We start from the raw sequence: 17,999 nt of genomic DNA on the forward strand, positions 1-17,999 counted from the left end.
TTACAGTCCTTTAATGTCGTAGTTTTTCATAACAGTTTCGAGTTTTCTCATATTGTCGCTGCTCGGCGCGACGAGCGGCAAACGATATTCGAGGGTATCGATCAACCCTGCGATATGCATGGCCGCTTTAATCATAACGGGATTTGATTCCAAAAAGAGGGCTTTGTTGATCGGAAATAAGGTGTCGTTCAACGCTTTTGCCGCAGCGAAATTGCCGCTGAGGGCATATTCCACCAATTTGCTTTTCATATCCGGAAGGAGATTGGACGTCACCGACGTGATTCCGGCACCGCCGTTGGCTAAAATCGGATAATCGATGGCATCGTCTCCGCTGAAGACTTTCAGTTCGGGCCGGCGGGAGAGGAGCTCGATCGTTCGTTCCAAACTCCCCGTTGCCTCTTTGATCCCGTAAATATTTTGGACATCATCAAAAAGGCGAATGACAGTATCGGCACTGATATCCACCACCGTGCGTCCCGGGACGTTATAAAGCATAAACGGAAGTTCAGGAACCGCTTCCGCAATCGCTTTATAATGCTGGTAAAGCCCTTCTTGCGACGGTTTGTTGTAATACGGTGCGACGGAAAAAATAGCATCGACGCCGCATTTTTGGGCGACTTTTGCCGCTTCGACCGCTTCAGCGGTCGAATTGCTTCCTGCACCGGCGAGAACTTTGGTATTGGTGCCGCGGCAAACTTCGACGGCGATTTCCATACAGATACGGTCTTCTTCATACGTCAAGGTTGCGCTTTCTCCGGTCGTACCGACGGGACAGACTGCATTAATCCCGTTTTTAATTTGCCGTTTAATGAGCTGAGCGTATTTATGCTCATCCAGTTTTCCGTTTTTGAAAGGGGTTATGAGTGCTGTTGTCGAGCCTGTAATAAGATTCATTGTTTTCCTTTACGTAGGATTAGCGTTGTTGATTTTTCCGGTACGAGATATTTTTTGGCCACTTGTTGGATATCATCCGGCTTCAGAGCCTCGATCGCGGCTTCGTAGCGTTCCAACGGTGCAATGTCGCCGCGTGCCAGATAGCTTCCGAACAGATCGGCAACGGAGGTCGAACTCTCCAACGAATAGATGAATTCGGCTTTCGTATTGATCTTGACCTTATCCAATTCGGAAGTTTGAACCGGAGCATCTTGAAGGGAGCGGATGATCTTCCAAATTTCCGCTTCTACAGTTTCGGCTTTTACACCGTTGTTACAGACTGCCAAAAAGAGGAAAACCCCCGGATCGATATTTTCCATGTTATAGGCATAAATTTGGTTCACCAGCCGTTTTTCATCGACGAGGATACGGCTGAGACGGGAACTTTTCCCGGAACTGAGCATTTCGCTCATTGCGGAAAGTTTCGGCTGATCCGGATCTTGGAAATTAGGGATCGGAAAGCTGATGGCGAGCATTTCGACTTCGCTCTCTTTGTGTACGAGAACCCGTCTGGCACCGTCTTGTTCAGGCTCGATCGTTTTGACAAGCGGCACGTCGAAAGTGTTTTGGACCGGGGCAAAATAGGTTTCAGCCGATTCAAACACTTTTGCCGGTGTAATGTCTCCTGTGATCACCAAAATAGCATTTTTCGGTTGGTAATAGGTAGCATGAAAATTGCGGATATCATCCAGTGTCCAGGTTTGGATGTCATTCATAAAACCGATCGGCGTCCAATGATACGGATGATAAACGTAGGCGCTGTTGAAAAGGCGGAAATAGAGGTATCCCATCGGATTATTGTCGGTTCTCCATCGGCGCTCTTCGGCTACGACGTTGCGTTCGGGTTGGAACTCATCGTCTTTAAGATTGAGGTTTTGCATCAACTCTGCAAACAGGGAGAGCGATTTCGGAAGGTTTTCGGAACTCGATTTGATGTAATAGTGGGTATAGTCAAATCCCGTCGACGCATTATTAAGTCCGCCGATGCTTTTGACCTCTTCGTCAAACTCTCCGGCTTTGAGATTTTTGGTCGATTTGAAGTTCATATGTTCGAGCATATGGGCGATACCGCTTTTGCCCATTACTTCGTTGCGGCTTCCGACTTTATAGAAAATATCGGTCGAGATGACATTGGAGCCGTTATCCATCGGTATGGCGACAACTTGTAAGCCGTTGCTAAGGGTTTTGGTTTCGTAATGAGGCAGTGAAGAGGCCATAATGGTTCCTAAACTCAAGATAAATACGATGAGGGTTTTCATCGCCGATCCGCACCGATCGCTTCGGTAATGGAGGTGAAGCCGTCCGATGCGATCAAATCGATCAGACCGCTGTTGATCTCTTCGATCACTTCCGGCCCTTTGAAAATCAGGGAAGTGTACAGTTGTACCAATGAAGCTCCCGCACGGATCCGACGGTATGCTTCTTCGGGAGAATTGATCCCGCCGACGCTGATTAAGGTCGTTTTTCCGAAGAGTTCGCGTGCGATCGCATCAAAAATGTAAAAACTTCGTTCGCGCAACACTTCGCCGCTGAGCCCCCCCATCTCTTCGGGGTCGCTGACGAGGGAATAATCGACGGTGGTATTGGTAGCGATGATACCGTCTGCTCCGCTTTCAACCGCATGTGCGCATAAAGCGACAGCCTGATCTTCGGACATATCGGGGGCAATTTTCAACAAAATCGGTTTGGTCGTCAAGGCTTTGGCTTCGTTAAACAGCTGCGTAATGAATGCCTCGTTCTGCAAATCGCGCAGTCCCGGCGTGTTCGGTGATGAGATATTGATAACCATATAGTCGGCATAAGGATGGAGTGCCTTGATCAGGGTAGTGTAGTCTTTGATCGCATTGGCATCGGTCGTTGTTTTGTTTTTTCCGATATTGACGCCGATAGGTGTACTAAACGGATAGATATTTTTTAGACGGTGCGAAATACGAAAAAGGCCGTCGTTATTAAATCCCATCGCGTTTTGGAGACTCTCCTCTTCGATATGGCGCCAGAGGCGGGGACGGGGATTGCCTTCTTGCGGTTTTGGGGTGAGGGTTCCGATTTCGTTAAAACCGAATCCCAGCGCCATGATGCCGTGAAACATCGTCGCATTTTTGTCGAATCCGGCAGCAAGGCCGACGGGATTTAAAAACGTCCGACCGAAGAGTTCTTGGGAAAGTGATGGGTGGGAGACGAAGTGTTTCGCCATCCAGCCGTTGAAAAGAGGGGGACAAAAACCGGCAGTCCGCAGTACGGCTGCAGCGAGAGTATGAGCGCTTTCGGGTTGAAGTTTAAAAAGCCAAGGTTTTAAAGATTCGTAATCAAACATACCGCTGTCCGCCTCGTTAATAGATAAAGTTGCCGCGATTATACTCAAAAAAGGTTTAACCGGGGGTTATTCCCCCATTTTCCCTGCGAGACGGCGGTAATTGTCGGAAGTTTCCAACAACTCGCTATGGGTTCCTCTGTCGATAATTTTTCCCTCTTCAAAATACAAAATCTCATCCGCATGTTCAATCGTACTGAGGCGGTGAGCGATGATAATCGTGATCTTATTCGCCGTATAGGCCTCCAACGCAGACTGGATCCGTTTTTCGCTTTCGTTGTCAAGCGCACTGGTCGCTTCATCCAGAATAAGGACGGAGGCATGCTTGTAAATCGCACGTGCGATCGCGATACGTTGACGCTGTCCTCCTGAGAGATTGGCACCGAACTCTTGCATCATTGTATGAATTCCATCGGGAAGAGAAGATGCAAATTCGAATGCATCGGCCATTTTAAGAGCGTTGATTACTTGTTCTTCATCGATCTCGCTACCGTAGGCTACGTTGGCGGCCAGAGTGTCTTGAAAGATATAAACCCGCTGTGAAACCGCTGCTATTTGTCGGCGCAAAGAGTGCTGGGTGAGTGTTTTGAGTGATTGTCCGTTGACGGATACTTCTCCCTGATCAGGATCGTAAAAACGGAGCAGCAAATTGATCAGCGAACTTTTTCCTCCGCCGCTTTGTCCGACGAGGGCGATCGTTTGTCCGGAACGGATCGAGAGATTGATATCCGAAAGAGCGGTTTTGTCTCCGAAGTTGAGGGTCACATTGTCAAAATCGATTTTATCAATCGGTTTTGAAAGAGTCTGTGGACCGTCGACGACGCTGTTTTTAAGATCGAAAATATGAAAAACCCGTTCGCTGGCGGCTTGGGCATCTTGGATTTTGCTGTAGATGGCGCTGACGCGGCGCAGAGGCTGAAATACCATACCTACCGCCGTTAGAAAAGCGGTGAATTCCCCTACGGTCATATTACCCGAATAGACTTGTTGAGCTCCGACGAAAATAACGGCGGCAAGGCCGATTGCGGCGATCGTTTCCATTAAAGGCGATACGAGATCGCCGGTATAGGTCGCTTTCATATTGAGTTTGAAAAAGCGTTCGTTTTCCTCTCTGAAACGTGCGATTTCGTACTCTTCGGTTGCATTGGTCTTGATGATTTCGCTGTTATTGAAAACTTCGGTGAGCCGGGTCATCAAATCGGCATTTTTCTCTTGAGAACGGTGAGAGAGCCGTTTGAGTCTTCGGGTAATCTTGATCAGGGGGACGATAATGACCGGCATGACGAAAAGAGCCCAAAAAGCGAGGATCGGATTGAGATAGATGACGTATCCGACCAAGGCAATGACGGTGAATCCCTCTTGGACCAATTCCGGCAGCATTTTCGAGACGAAGTATTGTACTCTGGCGATGTCGTTGGTGATACGCGACATCAGCTCTCCGCTGCGGTTGGTATAGAGGAACATCATATCCATACGGATCATTTTGGCCAAAAGATCCTGACGGAGAAGAGAGATAATATGCATTCCGATATAGGTGGTAAAGACCGATTGGATATACCGTCCCACGGATTTTAAAATATAAATGCCGATTAATAACGCCGGAATGATATAGAGCATACGAGGCTCTTTCTTGATGAACATGTTATCCATCAACGGCTGCATAATGTGGGCGGTTCCGGCTGTAGCGGTGACGGTTAGGAGAATTCCGATCAATACCAGAAAATATTGGGATTTGTATTGTTTGATATACGGCCAGTAGCGTTTATAGGTCTCTTTCAATCTCGTATCTCCCATACAGTTCCCTCAGGGGTATCCATGATAGCGATTCCCATAGCTGTGAGTTCGTCGCGCAATGCGTCCGAAGCGGCAAAATCTTTGATCTTTTTGGCTTCGCTGCGTTTATCGATCAGCTCATTGATCCGTGCCTTTGTCGCTTCGTCCAATCCGAACTGAAAATAGGCATACGGGTTTTGTCCTCCGAAACCTAAGAGAGTGTTAAGCGTGTCGAATGAAGAGAGAAGTACACTGCGGAGTGTTTTGTCTTTCGGCGCGGCATCGAGTTTTTCATTGGCAGAGGTGACGAATTCGTCGATCAGGGCATATGCCTTTGAGACGTTAAGGTCATCTCCGAGTACCTCGAGAAGGGATTGTTTCAGATCGGTTTCGACAATCGGCGCATTCAGGCCGAAAAGCCGTTTTTTCAGACGGTACAAACGGTCAAGACGGCGTTTTGAAGCGATGAGGTCCTCTTCGTTAAAGTTGAAGTCTCCCCGATAGTGGGTACTCAGGAGGTAAAATCGCAGCACCTCTCCGTCATACGCTTTAAGAGCGTCTTTGAGAAAAAAGCTGTTACCGAGACTTTTGGACATTTTTTCACCGCCAATGGTGACAAAGCCGTTGTGCATCCAGTATTTTGCCAATTCATGGTTACTTGAACAGCGGGTTTGAGCCGCTTCGTTTTCATGATGGGGGAAGAGAAGGTCTGCGCCGCCGCCGTGAATGTCTATGGCATACGGATGATCTCCGCTGCGTACATAACGTTCGATCATGGCCGAACACTCCAAATGCCATCCCGGACGCCCTTTGCCGAAAGGGGAATCAAAAGAGACACTGTCGTCATGTACCGCTTTCCATAGGGCAAAATCGGCTTCATGACGTTTTTCGGAGACTTTTTCGACACGGCTGACGTTGTCGTCGCTTTGGCGGTTGGAGAGGCTGAGATATCCTTTGTCCGTAGCGGTGTCAAAATAGATATCGCCGTTGCTGATCGTATAAGCGTGCCCTTTATCGAGCAGTTTTTGGATCATCTCGCACATCGCGTCGATCGACTCGGTCGCTTTGGGCTCCAACGTCGGGGGCAGTACGCCGATGGCCGCCATATCTTGATGATAGGCCTCGCTGTAGCGTTGTGCGATTTCCGTCGTACTCAGACCGCTTTGCAGCGCTTTGTTGATGATCTTGTCGTCGATATCGGTGATGTTGCGCGCAAAAAAGACTTCGTATCCTTCCCCTTCCAAAACGCGGCGCAACAAATCAAACACCAAAGCGCTCTTGGCATGTCCTAGATGGGCGTCATCGTACACGGTAGGTCCGCACACATAGAGCGATACTTTTCCTTCATTTTGCGGCTCAAAACGGAGTTTGCTTTTTTTCACACTGTCATAAATAAACATCTATTTTCTTCCTTAACGTATCAAGTGTACCAAATATTGATTTAAACTGTAAAATCCGCCCCAAAACAATGCGACTCCGAAAATAAAATAGAGGGTATAAACGCTTTTGAGGATGTCAAATACGATTTTCCATCCCACTTCGCGCATCGTGAGATACATCTGTACCGCACCGCCGATACTTCCGGCCAACGCCAATCCTGCCGCGCCGAGCGGTTTCATCAGGATCAGGGAAAAAAGAATATTGACAATTAGTGAAGCTGCGGCGATTTTCGCGGCTTTGACATGTTTATGCATCGCATACAGATAGAGGGAAAAGAGTTTGGCGAGTCCGAACGGAATCAGTCCGATCATATACATACGCAGTACATCCGCGGTATTGAGCGTATCCTGAAGTGTAAAAGCTCCCCGTTCGAACAAAAGCCAGATAATCGGTTCGGATAAAAGCATCCCTCCCAATACCGAAAGACCGAGCAGTGCGCTGAGAAGCCAAAACGATTTATGAAGATTTTGATAGGCGAGGGTGTGGTTTTCGTTTTTGATCGCTTTGGCGATCGAGGGGAATAAAGCCGTCGTAATGGCGAGTGCGATGATGGCGAAAGGGAGCTGGAAAATCCGGTTGGCGTAAAAGAGATAGGAGACGGACCCGGCTGCTAAAAACGATGCAAGGGAAGTGTCGATAAACGATGCGATCTGTGCAGTGGAGTTTCCCAAAACCGACGGGAAAAAGAGTTTACTGAATTTGGACTCTTCATCTTTGACATCCTTGCGATTTCGGTATTTCCACCCTCCGACGAGAAGTTTTAATAGACCTTTTTGGCGTATGGTATAGAGGTGTGTCGCTACTTGCAGCAAACCGCCGACGAGGATCGAGAAACTGAGAGCATAGACGATTGTTTTGGGATCGCTGTGGGCAAAAAGCATCAGTGAAGCGATCATAGCGATATTAAGCCAGACGGTTGAAAAAGCGGTGGTAAAAAAATGCTCTTTATGTTGCAAAAGCGTCCCTAAAAAGGTGACGATGAATATCAGATCCAGATACCAGAAGTTAATCGCCGTCAGTGGGGCTGTTTTCGAGATCAGTTCCGCATTCCAGTCCCATGCCAGAAGTTTGGTAAAAAAACCGGGGAAAAGGGTAACCAAAAGGGAAAACGCGACGATAAAACCCATGAAACGGATAAAAATGGCTACTGCAAACACACTTTTCTGCCGTGAAGCGATGTATGAGGGCATGAAACTTTGAGTGAACGAACCTTCTGCAAAAATACGCCGAAAAAGATTCGGGAATTTGAAAGCCATAAAAAAAACGTCGCTCCAGACATTTGCCCCGATGGTCGAGGTCATCAAAATATCGCGCGCAAGCCCGGTTACTCGGGAGATAAGTATGCCGGACGAATTGGAGAAGACGGATTTAAACATACAGTATTGGACGCCTGAAGATAAATTTTACGAAATTTTAACCCATATGTGATTAAAATAGGCCCACTAATGACAAAGGCTAAATTATGGGGCTGTTTACTAAAGAGAGCGAACACGATACCGAAGTACCGCAGATCAAGCCGATAGTTGTACGTACCTCCAACGTTGCAAAAGAACTTTTGCAAGCCTCCGTAAACTATAAAGTTCCCGTTCACAGTCTCGATTTTCATCTTCTCGATACCCAAACATTTACCAAAACAGCGGTAGACGGCTCTGCAGAAGATTGGATCGAACTCTCAGCCGATGAGATCAAAGATTTGAAAGAAGAGCACTTTTTAAATCCAAAATTTGAGCTTAAACAGACGCATGAAATCGAGATCCATTCGATAACCGAAGCTCACCCTCTCGATACGATCGATATGTCGATCGGAGGTAATACGACACTGTGCAAAATTTATTTGACGATTAAACCCGGCAGTACCGCAAATTATTATGAAACGTTTAACGATGATTTTATCCATTTGGTAAATAAGAAAAAACTGCGTGCCAATTTGATGATCGGTCTTTTTGATTCGGTCATGGCCCAAAATATCGCGGATTTTTTGGCTAAGGTGCGTATTCAGGGGAGCGTTCATTTTGAGACGCAGGAACGTTTTTTAATCGCACAGGGGTATGAGCCGGTCGAGACCGTCAATGATAAACTGATTCTCCATTTTGAGAACAAACGGCAAAATCAGGACGAACACGGGCGAATCGATTATGCCAAGCGCGGGTATGTGATGAGTGCGGTTGAGAATGAACTGCTGATCGAGTACATCAAACCCAAAAGAGGGGAAAACGGACGTAATTGCCGCGGAGAGTTCATTACTCCCAAAGAGCCGATCGTCAAATACGAACCGACGTTCGGTGTCGGTGATAAAATAGAGGTCGTCGACAATCCTGACAATATCGAGTATCGTGCAAAAAGCGGAGGATATGTAACTTTTGAAAACGGAATTTACGATATCCGTACCGAAGTCGAAGTGACGGAGATCAGCTTTAAGACGACGGGATCGATCGACACGCAACTCGATGCGGACGTATCGATCAACGTCAAAGAGAAAGATGCCCTCAAAGATGCTATCGGTACGGGAATGGAAGTGACCGTCAATAACATCAACATTGACGGAAATATCGGTCCGAATGCCAAAGTGACCGCTAAAAAAGCGGTTGTGGAAGGACAAGTGCACCAAAGCGCCGTGATTACGGCAGACGACTTGACGATTAATATCCATAAAGGTACGGCATACGGTAAGGTGATTCATATCGCCCGCCTCGAACACGGTACCGTTGAAGGGGAAAAAGTAACGGTATCGCAAGCGACCGGAGGTAAAATACGGGCACGTGAGATCGTCATCGAGATGCTGGGCTCTCATGTCAAGATGACGGCATCGCACTTGATTGAAATCAAACAGTTGCAAGGGGGCGAAAATCAGTTTATCATTGATCCGATGATAAACGAATCGTCTGAGAGCTTGGCGGAGCGTTCCGAAAAAATGGGACAGGTGAAACAAGCGATCCGTGATATTCAAAAAGAACTTTTAGGATATGAACAAACATGGCGCGAAAATGCCGCGGGGATGGAAGATTTAAAACGAAAGTTAGCCCATTATAAAAATAACGGAATAAAAATGCCGACCGCGTTTGTCCAAAAATATCAGCAACATCAGGCATTCAAAGCAAAAATCGAAGCACTTCGCGTCGAGCTTAAAACCAAAGAAGATCAGTACGCATGGCTAAGCGAAAAACATACGGCACTCCAGAGCGAAATCTTTGAGGCTCGCATCGTCAATCACGACCGATGGAAAAATCATAATGAGATACTTTTCAAGCTTATCGATCCTCCGATAGAGGTTTTGTATGTTCCGACCCATAATTCGGAAGAGAAGATATTAGGCTTGCATGAAAGCGAAGAGGGTGAATTTACGATAAAGGTATTACAACAATGATTGTCGGGCTTGAAGGAATTATCGAATATAAAGAACCGACTTTGGTTCATTTGAACGTTAACAGCGTCATTTATGAGGTTTTTATCTCTTTGCACACTTTTAGCACTATCGGTTCCGAAAAAGCGCGATTGCATATCGCCCATATTATTCGCGAGGATGCTCAGCAACTGTACGGATTTGCTCAAAAAAGCGAAAAAATTCTCTTCGAAGGGATGTTGAAAATCAACGGAATCGGTCCGAAAGCGGCTTTGGCTATTTGTTCGACCTTTACGCCGGAGCAGTTTGCAGGTATTATTTCATCCAAAGATCTCAATGCGCTGAAAAAAGTTCCGGGAATCGGTCCCAAAAGTGCAGGACGTATCATGGTTGAATTGGCGGGGTTCGATGCAATCTTGCTCAGTACCGGGGTAACGGCGACTCCGGCGACGACTGAAGCATCGATGGCTCTGGAAGCGCTCGGCTTTAAAAAAGAGCAGATTGCCAAAGCTTTGAGCCAATCGCATGCCACCGATACCGCGACACTGGTCAAAGAAGCATTGAAACAATTACAAAAACTTTAAAAGGAAATACGTGAAATTAGCAATTTTATTCGGCGGAGCTAGTTTTGAGCATGAAATCAGTATCGTCAGTGCCATTACGATCAAAGAAAAATTGAGCCGTTTTGAACTCAGTTTTATTTTTTGCGATCAGGATCATAAGTTTTACATGATCGACCCTGCGAAAATGAAAGCAGTAACGTTTTCACGCGGCGAACACCGTAAAATGCCCCAAATTTTCCTGATTAACGGCGGCTTCGAACAACGCGGTATGTTCGGCAGCAAACGTTTTGAGATGCCGGTTTTGAATTTGATTCATGGAGCAGACGGGGAAGACGGTACGATCGCTTCACTGTTTGACTTTTTCGGTATTTCGTTTATCGGTCCCCGTAAAGAGGCATCGATGCTCAGTTTTGACAAACATTACACCAAATGGTTTGCCCAATCGGTCGGAGTCAAAACATTGCCGTATGAGGTACTTCGCAAAGATGCACCGCGCACGGTGACGACCGCGTATCCTTTTATCGTGAAACCCTCCCGTCTCGGAAGCTCTATCGGAGTCAGTATCGTCCGCGAAGCGAACGAACTCGATTATGCTTTGGATGTGGCATTCGAATTTGACGAGATTGTTCTCATCGAACCGTTTATCGCAGGGGTAAAAGAGTATAACTTAGCCGGATTCAGCGCCCGCGGCGAGATCACGTATTCGATTGTAGAAGAGCCGCAAAAGGCTGAATTCCTGGATTTCGAGAAAAAATATCTGGATTTTTCCCGTTCAGCCAAAGTAGCCGAGGCAGAAATCGGCAATTCGTTGGTGACCCAGTTGCAGGCAGCATTTAAAACATTGTATTCCCCACTCTTTGAAGGGGCGTTGATCCGATGCGATTTCTTTGAGATCGACGGAGAAATCTATTTGAATGAGATTAATCCGATCCCCGGATCGATGGCCAATTATCTGTTTGAAGATTTCAGCGGAGCTATCCATAAGTTACTGGGATCGCTTCCGGATAAAAAAGCGATACGGGTTCAATACGACTATATCCATTCCATCTCTCAAGCCAAAGGCAAATAAGCGTGGCGGTCAAGACGGTACAATACAAACAGCATACATTTTCGATCAGCTACGAGATTTTAAACCCTTCCGCACGGCACGATATTATTTTTCTACACGGATGGGGATCACATAAAAACCTGATGAAACATGCCTTCGGTACGCATTTAGGGAATTTTCGGCATATTTATATCGATTTGCCGGGCTTTGGAAACAGTACCTGCAATATGGCATTAACGACGGAAGATTACGCAACGATTTTGGAATCGTTCATTACGATGATCGATGCTACAAAAGCGATCATTTTAGGACACTCTTTCGGCGGAAAAGTAGCTACCCTGTTACAGCCGGATCTGCTTGTGTTGGTCGGTTCGGCGGGGATACTGGTTCCAAAACCGTTTAAAATCCGAGCTAAAATCTTTTTGTTCAAACTGTTGAAGTTCAGCGGCTTGACGTCGCTTCGCCGTTTTTTTGTCGCACCCGATGCACAGGGATTGAGCGAACCGATGTATGAAACCTTCAAGCGGGTCGTGAACGAAGACTTTACGGAATCTTTCAGAGCTTTCAAAGGGCGCGCACTGTTGTGCTTCGGCCGTCAGGATACCGCAACGCCATTGTGGACGGCATATAAGATAGCCGAACTCATTCCCGGTTCAGAAGTCGTCGAATTTGACGGCGACCATTATTTCTTTTTGGAACAGGGGGGCAGTGTTGCCAAAGAGATCGAAAAAGTGGTTTTAAAAAGTTTAGAGCACTAAGGGAGCAATGATGGATTATGCACAAATTTTTGCATTTTTAACGAATCTTCTTTTCGTCATGACGTTGGGATGGTATCTGATTACCAATCTGCAATGGTATGATTATAAGATCGAGCGGGTCATTCTGCGGCACCATAAAACATGGTGGCATATCGTCTATTTCATTATTCCGTTTATCGCGTATTACGCGACCGGGAAATTTTTCGCGATTTTCTTTTATTTTGCCGTTTTGCCATCCATGATCATGTGGCACCGAAAACTGGACAAAAAACTGGTTCTAACGTGGCGGGTTAAACGGTTTTTGATCCTTTTAGTCTCATTGACACTGTTTCAGGATATCTTATGCACACTCAAAGCAGCCTGCGTCATTTACGGCGTTTTTATGCCGTTGGTGATCAGTTATATCGGGTCATGGGCAATCGAGAAATTTTTGTTTGAAGCGTATAAGCGTCAGGCGAAAACAAAAATTGCTTCTATGAAGGATCTGACGATCATCTGTGTCACGGGAAGCTACGGTAAAACGTCGATGAAAAACTTTATAGCGCAGGTATTGTCTAACCGTTTCAAGGTGTACGCGACGCCGCGAAGCGTCAATACGCTCGGGGGAATCATCCGCGATGTAAACGAATCTCTGCCGGAACAGACGCAGGTATATGTTTGCGAGGCGGGAGCACGCGAAGTCGGCGATATTTACGCGATTGCACAGCTTTTGAATCCTCAGATCGTCGTTGTCGGAAAAGTAGGACCACAGCATCTGGAATATTTTAAAACGCTCGATCGCATCAAACGGACGAAACTGGAGATCATCCACTCGAACCGCTTGAAAAAAGCGTTTATTCATACGTCGGTAACGGATGAACCGCATGAAAAAGTGACTTTTTTCGGGGATGACATCCGTAATCTCACCGCAACGTTGGATGGGATCGATTTCGATACCGATATCAACGGTGAGACACATCATTTTCATACTTTGGTTTTGGGCGCTTTCCAAACGATCAACATCAATGCGGCGATTTTGATTGCGGTCGAAATGGGGATGAAAAGCGATGAAATCGTCAGTGCGGTCGAAAACCTCAAAAGTGTCGAACACCGTTTGGAACGTATCGATGCCGGCGGCAAGATTATTCTGGATGACGGGTACAACGGCAACATCGACGGAATGCTCGAGGGGGTTCGGCTATGCTCGTTACATGAAGGGCGTAAAGTGATCGTTACTCCCGGTCTTGTCGAGAGTACGGAGGAGTTGAACAGCGAATTGATCCGTGCGATTAACAACGTCTTTGATATTGTAATTGTGACGGGACATTTGAACCGTCAGCAGTTTGAACGGGAACTGAGTGTTCACCAGACGATCATGCTTGGCGACAAATCCCAAATGGTCAAAGTGCTGGGGGAAGTGACTCGCGCGGGTGACATTATCCTCTTTGCCAACGACGCTCCCAACTTTATCTAATGCGCCGTTTTGTCCGATTGGTCGATTGGAGCGGAAAGATCGCCGCCGCGGCGCTTGTTTTTCTGGTCTTACTGGTTGTCTACGATGCATTGATGCGCTATCTGTTTCAATCCGGATCGATCGCATTGCAGGAGTTGGAGTGGCATTTATTCGATGTACTCATTCTCCTCTCCATCGCCTATACCTCGACTCACGATGCCCATGTACGGGTCGATATCTTTTACGAACATTTCTCTGCTAAAACCAAAGCAATCGTCAATTTCATCGGTTCGCTCTTATTTGTTCTTCCGTTTTCGCTTCTTATCATCTATCTGGGGATCGATTTTGTATCACTCAGTTTTTCACAAATGGAATCTTCAGCCGATCCGGGAGGACTGCCGTATCGTTTTATCATCAAATCGTTTATCCCGATCGCTTTTATTTTGATGGTTATTCAGACATTGCGTATCATCGTCTCATCTTACCGAACGTTTAGGGAGGGATAATATGGCTGTGATAATGCTGTTGATCGCACTGTTGCTGCTCAGCATCGGCATTCCTGTCGCATTTGTCTTTGGCGGAGCCGCATTAGCGACAGCTTTGCTTTCGCCTGATTTGGGTCTGGAAGCGTTTAACGTCCTTCCGTTTCGTATTTACGGGATTATGAGTAACGGTACGTTGATGGCGGTTCCTCTGTTTATTTTAATGGGATTGTTGCTGGAGCGTTCGGGGACCGCCGAAAAACTTCTCATCGCGATGACATCGTTGTTCGGGAGTCTCAAGGGAGGATTGGCTGTCAGTGTCGTTCTTGTTGGAGCAGTGTTGGCGGCTACGATGGGAATTGTCAGCGCTTCGGTAGTGATGATGAGTCTGATCGCCTTGCCATTGATGGTTCGTGCCGGATATTCAAAAGAGCTCTCAGGCGGTACCATCGCCGCGAGCGGTACTTTGGGACAGATCATCCCCCCTTCGGTTATTTTGATTATCCTCGGCGATGTCATGAATATCGGTGTCGGCGAATTGTTTATGGGGGCAGTATTACCCGGTCTGCTCCTTGTCGCTTTATATATTGTTTATATTCTTGTGATCGCCCATCTCAAACCGCAGAGTGCTCCGGCACTGCATGAAGATCATCGCAGCGGCAATTTGCAGTCACTTTTGTGGGCCATAACGCCGATGTTGGTTTTGATGATCGTCGTATTGGGATCGATCTTTGCCGGGGTTGCCTCCCCGGGAGAATCCGCGGCTTTCGGTGTTGTGGGGGCAGTTGTCCTGTCGGCATTCAATAAAACGATCGGCAAAGAGATGCTGATACAATCGTTGGCGGAGACATTGAAGCTCAGCGGGATGATTTTTATGATTTTGATCGGTGCTACGGCATTTAGCCTTGTGTTTAACGAACTTGGCGGTACGGATCAAGTGATTGAATTTTTCGGTAATCATGTCGATAGCGTATGGACCTTTATCGCGATCGCGATGGCGATTGTATTTGTCCTTGGTTTTTTCATCGATTTCATCGAAATATCGTTTATCATTGTCCCTATTTTGGTTCCGGTCATGCATGCTTACGGAATCGATCCTCTGTGGTTCGCTATTTTGTTGGCCATGAATCTCCAAACATCGTTTTTAACGCCGCCGTTTGGATTGTCCCTCTTTTTTGTCAAAGGTGCGGCTGGAAATTTACTCAGTTCGGCCCAAATTTATCGGGGGATCATACCGTTCGTTCTGCTTCAAATTTTAGCTTTGGGATTAGTGATGTTGTTTCCTGATCTCGTTTTTGCATTCGTATAAAGGAAAACAATGGAGAGAGAAGTTTTATATTCACCGTGGCGAGACGAGTATGTATCGGGTGAAAAGATCGAAGGGTGTGTCTTCTGTCATATCAGTTCCCATAGTGAAGAGGATGCATCGCTGCATGTGTTGTATCGGGATGAGTACTGTTTTATCGTCATGAACCGCTATCCTTACACTCCCGGTCATTTTATGATCATTCCCCATCTGCATACCGATGCACTAGAAACGCTTGATCCAAAGATTTGGCTTCATATGAGTGCTTTGGCACAAAAAGGGGTACGGATGTTGAAAGAAGCATTCGGTGCACACGGCGTTAATCTGGGGATGAATTTGGGTAAAGCGGGAGGTGCGGGTATAGCGGAACACATCCATCTGCATCTTGTCCCCCGTTGGGAGAGAGATACGAATTTCATTACGTCGATTGCACATACTCGTGTGTATTCTACCGATTTTGAAAAGATTTATTTCCGCTTAAAAGAGGCATCTTCCCATTATTTTAGACGCAACTCATAAGACAACTTATTAGTTACCGATTATTTACTGTTTTGAACAATACGCCGTATCTCATAAAATAGGTAAAAATTATACAATTGGAATGTATAGGAACACATTTTAGTGACATTTCAGTGACATTTGAATGCTATAATACTTTTATCGATAATAAAGTCTGATGGAGTTGTAAAATGTTTAATTGTAAAGTTCCGTTCTCGAAAGCCGCTGTGATGTTGTCTGTGTGTGCATTTTCGCAATTGAATGCATTAACTCTCCAAGAGGGGGTAGATGAAGTCCTTTCGACCCATCCAGTCGTACAAGAGAGATTGCATAACTATCGTGCAACATTGGAAGATTTACGTATTTCGGAATCGCAATATCTTCCTACCCTTGATTATAGTGCTACTCTTGCCCGCGAAAGAACAAAATCTCCGAGTACTAATAATGAAAGCGTTACGTTAACATCTTACGAACATTCATTGCAATTGACCCAAAATTTGTTCAATGGATTCGGCACTATTTATGAAGTCGATTATAATAAAGCTCGCATTTTGGCAGCTGCAAATCATTACATCGAAAATGCTAATGATGAAGCATATAAATTTATCAATGCGTATATCAATGTATTGAAAATGCGTGATTTATTAAAAATTGCTAGAGATAATGTTCAGTTCAATGAAGATATTTATACTAAAGTCAATAAACTTTACGGAGCCGGGATGACAACCCGTTCGGAATCTGAGAAAGCAGATACATCGCTTTCCCTAGCCAAATCGAATTATGTTGTCGCACAAAACAATTTAGATGATGCTCTATATAATCTTGAACGGGTTTTAGGACGACATATCAAGGCCGAGGAACTCCAAGAAGTGACATTTAGTGGTACCGTTCCCGCATCGCGTGAAGAGATGCAAGAGTATGCACGCACTCATAATCCTTCTGTTCTGGTGGATAATTACAATATAAAAGCGGCAAAAGCTCAAAAAGCGGCATCATATAAAAATTATTATCCTAAAATTGATGCTTTTGCCCGCCAAAGCTGGGGAAATGATCTTGGAGGATTGGATGGACGGGATGACCGTACCAAATTTGGTCTTTCATTGTCGTACAATCTGTATCGTGGCGGAGCAGACGAATCGCAAATTCAAAAAAATCTGAGCAAGATATACCAAGAAAATGAAAATAAACGTGAAACGGTCCGTAAACTAGATGAACAGGGGAACCTTTCATGGTCGGCCAAAAACTATTTGACCGAGCAGCTTGTCCATCTCAAACGCTATGAAGCAACCAGTGCCAAAACGCTTGAGCTGTATCAAAAAGAGTATGATCTCGGACGAAGAACGCTTTTGGATTTGATCGTAGCACAAAATGATCACGTTTCGGCACAGTCGCAAATTATCCGTGCAGAGAATGATCTTTTATTCGCAAATTACCGTATCTTGGATGCGATGGGTTCTATGGTTGAAAACGTTTTAGGTGCAAATACTGAAACTTATACGAAACAAGTCGGATTAAAAGTTGTTGATAACGGAATCGATAATGATAGCCGTGTTGACACGCTGATTTTTGCTGATCGTAAAAATGCCCCATACCAACGCGATAAAGAATAGTATAATTTAGAGAACAATTTTTGGTGTAAGGCAATAATGGATGGGTGAAGAACTCGAAAATAAATTAAGTGACCATGAGGGGGCTGTATTCGGCGTTGACCCGTTATTACAGTGTTTAGTCTTATTTACACAACTTTATCATAAACCGTTTACAGCGGAAGCATTGATGGCGGGATTGCCGAGCGCACCGTGGGGTGGTGCACTGCGCCTTTTTAGCTTAAAATCCTCCAAAAGTCTTTTTTCCCGCGCCGCAAGCCGTGCCGGACTTAAAAGTACTTTGGTAAGCCGCAAACTCTCTGATATTTCTCCGTTACAGCTTCCAATGATTTTGTTACTTGAAAATTCTCAAGCTTGTATTTTGGATTCCATTTCTCCTGATCGAAAGACATATAAAATTGTTCTACCTGCAGAAGAAGCGATCGAAGAGAGTATTCCAGCAGAAATCTTGGAATCTGAATATACCGGTTTTGCTTTTTTGATCAAGAAACCGTTTGTGTATAATGAA

General features: G+C 45.7%; 15 protein-coding genes and 1 pseudogene. 10 read left to right on the forward strand and 6 right to left on the reverse strand.

Annotated features, from left to right (window positions below; translation table 11 throughout):
• The 6 genes from dapA to murJ form a co-directional block, all read right to left on the reverse strand.
• Positions 1–894: a 4-hydroxy-tetrahydrodipicolinate synthase gene (gene dapA / locus Q0389_RS12820; RefSeq protein WP_298694775.1), complete on the reverse strand. Its 894-nt coding sequence runs from the start codon at positions 892–894 to the stop codon at positions 1–3.
• Complete coding sequence (locus Q0389_RS12825; RefSeq protein ID WP_298694776.1) at positions 891–2,192, reverse strand: pitrilysin family protein; 1,302 nt, start codon at positions 2,190–2,192, stop codon at positions 891–893. The genes dapA and Q0389_RS12825 overlap by 4 nt, the downstream gene beginning before the upstream one ends.
• Positions 2,189–3,247, reverse strand: coding sequence for a quinone-dependent dihydroorotate dehydrogenase (locus tag Q0389_RS12830; protein WP_298694777.1), 1,059 nt, complete (start codon positions 3,245–3,247; stop codon positions 2,189–2,191). Before Q0389_RS12830 ends, Q0389_RS12825 begins: the two co-directional genes overlap by 4 nt.
• A gap of 66 nt (positions 3,248–3,313) precedes the next feature.
• Complete coding sequence (locus tag Q0389_RS12835) at positions 3,314–5,038, reverse strand: ABC transporter transmembrane domain-containing protein (protein ID WP_298694780.1); 1,725 nt, start codon at positions 5,036–5,038, stop codon at positions 3,314–3,316.
• Entirely contained in the window at positions 5,020–6,417 is a 1,398-nt protein-coding gene (gene cysS, locus Q0389_RS12840; RefSeq protein WP_298694782.1) for a cysteine--tRNA ligase, read from the reverse strand. The genes Q0389_RS12835 and cysS overlap by 19 nt, the downstream gene beginning before the upstream one ends.
• Before the next feature lie 12 nt (positions 6,418–6,429).
• Positions 6,430–7,833 carry a murein biosynthesis integral membrane protein MurJ gene (gene murJ, locus Q0389_RS12845; RefSeq protein ID WP_298694784.1) on the reverse strand — a complete coding sequence of 468 codons (1,404 nt, stop codon included), beginning with the start codon at positions 7,831–7,833 and terminating at the stop codon, positions 6,430–6,432.
• Positions 7,834–7,919: 86 nt separating this feature from the next.
• Here murJ and Q0389_RS12850 point away from each other — a divergent pair, with 86 nt between their 5' ends.
• The 10 genes and pseudogenes from Q0389_RS12850 to Q0389_RS12895 form a co-directional block, all read left to right on the forward strand.
• The gene (locus tag Q0389_RS12850) at positions 7,920–9,821 is read left to right on the forward strand and encodes a flagellar assembly protein A (RefSeq protein WP_298694786.1); all 1,902 of its coding nucleotides are present in this window, start codon (positions 7,920–7,922) and stop codon (positions 9,819–9,821) included.
• Entirely contained in the window at positions 9,818–10,381 is a 564-nt protein-coding gene (ruvA, locus tag Q0389_RS12855) for a Holliday junction branch migration protein RuvA (RefSeq protein WP_298694788.1), read from the forward strand. The genes Q0389_RS12850 and ruvA overlap by 4 nt, the downstream gene beginning before the upstream one ends.
• 10 nt (positions 10,382–10,391) lie before the next feature.
• Complete coding sequence (locus tag Q0389_RS12860) at positions 10,392–11,429, forward strand: D-alanine--D-alanine ligase (RefSeq protein ID WP_298694789.1); 1,038 nt, start codon at positions 10,392–10,394, stop codon at positions 11,427–11,429.
• Positions 11,430–11,431: 2 nt separating this feature from the next.
• On the forward strand, positions 11,432–12,166 hold the full coding sequence (locus Q0389_RS12865) for an alpha/beta hydrolase (RefSeq protein ID WP_298694791.1): 735 nt from the start codon (positions 11,432–11,434) through the stop codon (positions 12,164–12,166).
• A 7-nt stretch (positions 12,167–12,173) separates the two neighbouring features.
• Positions 12,174–13,619: a UDP-N-acetylmuramoyl-tripeptide--D-alanyl-D-alanine ligase gene (gene murF, locus Q0389_RS12870; RefSeq protein ID WP_298694793.1), complete on the forward strand. Its 1,446-nt coding sequence runs from the start codon at positions 12,174–12,176 to the stop codon at positions 13,617–13,619.
• On the forward strand, positions 13,619–14,104 hold the full coding sequence (locus Q0389_RS12875; RefSeq protein ID WP_298694795.1) for a TRAP transporter small permease subunit: 486 nt from the start codon (positions 13,619–13,621) through the stop codon (positions 14,102–14,104). The genes murF and Q0389_RS12875 overlap by 1 nt, the downstream gene beginning before the upstream one ends.
• 1 nt (position 14,105) lies before the next feature.
• Complete coding sequence (locus Q0389_RS12880; RefSeq protein WP_298694798.1) at positions 14,106–15,389, forward strand: TRAP transporter large permease subunit; 1,284 nt, start codon at positions 14,106–14,108, stop codon at positions 15,387–15,389.
• A 9-nt stretch (positions 15,390–15,398) separates the two neighbouring features.
• Positions 15,399–15,905: an HIT domain-containing protein gene (locus Q0389_RS12885; RefSeq protein WP_298694799.1), complete on the forward strand. Its 507-nt coding sequence runs from the start codon at positions 15,399–15,401 to the stop codon at positions 15,903–15,905.
• 170 nt (positions 15,906–16,075) lie between these two features.
• Positions 16,076–17,494 carry a TolC family outer membrane protein gene (locus Q0389_RS12890; RefSeq protein WP_298694801.1) on the forward strand — a complete coding sequence of 473 codons (1,419 nt, stop codon included), beginning with the start codon at positions 16,076–16,078 and terminating at the stop codon, positions 17,492–17,494.
• Between the two features lie 40 nt (positions 17,495–17,534).
• Positions 17,535–17,999, forward strand: a pseudogene (locus Q0389_RS12895) (hypothetical protein); the annotation flags it as partial.

The organism is uncultured Sulfuricurvum sp. (genome assembly GCF_937936435.1).
GTDB lineage: Bacteria > Campylobacterota > Campylobacteria > Campylobacterales > Sulfurimonadaceae > Sulfuricurvum.